The organism is Mesorhizobium sp. M7A.F.Ca.CA.001.08.2.1 (assembly GCF_003998455.1).
Taxonomy (GTDB): domain Bacteria; phylum Pseudomonadota; class Alphaproteobacteria; order Rhizobiales; family Rhizobiaceae; genus Mesorhizobium; species Mesorhizobium ciceri.
On the sequence record NZ_RZPW01001020.1, the window covers coordinates 1 to 1,779 of the forward strand.

2 protein-coding genes and 2 pseudogenes are annotated in these 1,779 nt (G+C 63.5%); 1 reads left to right on the forward strand and 3 read right to left on the reverse strand.

All coding sequences use genetic code 11. From position 1 onward, the window contains the following. From EN914_RS34230 to rpmH, 3 genes and pseudogenes are all read right to left on the reverse strand, one after another. Window positions 1–313, reverse strand: a pseudogene (locus EN914_RS34230) (membrane protein insertase YidC); the annotation flags it as partial. Window positions 314–327: 14 nt separating this feature from the next. Beyond that, window positions 328–681, reverse strand: coding sequence for a ribonuclease P protein component (gene rnpA, locus EN914_RS34235; protein WP_013528505.1), 354 nt, complete (start codon window positions 679–681; stop codon window positions 328–330). Window positions 682–697: 16 nt separating this feature from the next. Continuing rightward, entirely contained in the window at window positions 698–832 is a 135-nt protein-coding gene (gene rpmH, locus EN914_RS34240) for a 50S ribosomal protein L34 (protein WP_008833937.1), read from the reverse strand. A gap of 278 nt (window positions 833–1,110) precedes the next feature. On the opposite strand from rpmH, the pseudogene EN914_RS34250 reads away from it, so the two are divergent. After that, window positions 1,111–1,779: pseudogene (locus EN914_RS34250) on the forward strand (sensor histidine kinase); the annotation flags it as partial.

Genomic DNA, 1,779 nt, shown 5'->3' on the forward strand with positions numbered 1-1,779 from the left:
GGTTGATCGAACCCTCGAGGCTCGGCGTGTCGATCTTCGCGCGGGTCGTCGTGGCGAGCGCCTGTTCGCGGCCGGCCGGCGTCACGGCATCGGTGCCGGGTGCGTTGGGAATGGCGCCAGGGGCGGCGGGCGTTCCGGTGTCGGTACCGGGATTGGTGCCGGCGGCCTTCTTCTGCTCCTCGACGCGCTGCTGTTCGACGCGGGCGGCCTCGCGCTGCGCTTCGCTGCGCGGCAACACATAAAAATATTGCCATACCGCCAGGATCAGCACCGACAGCGCGATGGTGATGAAGAAGTTCCGGTTGTTTTCCATCGAAAGCCCTTGGCCTATCGTGTTCCGCGCAGTCGGCGGGAGAGTTCGGCCTTCAATTGGCCGAACGGAGTGGTAAGCACGTCTTCGCGCCCGACGATGACATAGTCATTGCCAGGCGCCATGTCACTTGCCGCATGCGTACGGACGGCTTCTCGCAGCCGCCGCCGGACGCGGTTGCGGACAACCGCATTGCCGACCTTCTTGGTGACGGTGTAGCCGACGCGCGGCGACAGGCCGTCGCCGCGGTCGAGAACTTCGACGAGAAAAAGCCGCCCGCGTCGTTTTTCACCACGACGGACAGCCAGGAATTCCGCGCGCTTCAGAAGCCGCTTGGGATTTGGTCCCACTGGCTTGCCGGATGCGGGCAACGATCTCGTCTTCCGTTCAGGCGCTGAGCCGCTTGCGACCGCGGTTGCGGCGAGCTGCGACGACGCCGCGACCACCCTTGGTGGCCATGCGGGCACGAAAGCCGTGCCGACGTTTGCGGACGAGTTTGGACGGTTGGTAGGTACGCTTCATTTGTTTTAATACCGCGGGGTGCGGCCCTTCTTGATTCTGTCACTGTGTAACAGGAGCTTTGCCGGGCCGGCTTTGGCGCGATCGAAACCGCGCCGGGACGAATGGCCCGAGCGTGTGCGGGCTTATAGAAAGAAGGCTTTTGGAAGTCAATCCGGAGTCGTCGGGCCGAAAGCTTCGCCATTCAGGCCGGTTTATGTTTGCGACCAAGGATGAAATTGGCAAAAAAGCCGTAATCGCCTAATCTGCGTTGATCAAGTGATCGTGAAGACATTAGCCGCATGAGCGAAACCATACAGGCACAGGAAGGGATCGGCACGGCGGGGTCCACCGAGGCGCCGGCCAGCGTGCGCACGGTTCCGCTGTCGCGCGGCCTGTCGACCAAGCTGCTGCTACTGACCATCGTCTTCGTGCTGCTGGCCGAAGTGCTGATCTTCCTGCCCTGGATCGCCAGCTACCGGCTGAACTGGCTGAAGGAGCGGCTGAGCACGGCGGCGGCGGTGTCGATCGTGCTGGTGCAGGGTGAACCCACCTCGCTGTCGCGCACGGCGCAGAACGACGTGCTGATGGCGATCGGCGCCAAGGCGATCGCGGTGCGCGACGGCGGCGTCTCGCGGCTGCTGGTGGTGGCCGAAATGCCGCCGAAGGTCGACGAACACATCGATATCGCCTCGATCGGCATGATCAAGGGCATGACCGGCGCGCTCGACACGTTGTTTTTCGGCGGCGACCGTATGCTGCGCGTCTTCGGTCCGGTCGGCGACTCGGACAAGGAGTTCGAGCTGATCATGCCCGACAACAGCCTGCGCAACGCGATGCTGCGCTATTCGCGCAACGTCGCCTTCGTCTCGCTGCTGATCTCGCTGTTCACCGCCATGCTGGTCTACGCCGCCATCGACCTGATCATGATCGGGCCGATCCGGACGATGACGCGCTCGATGCTGTCCTTC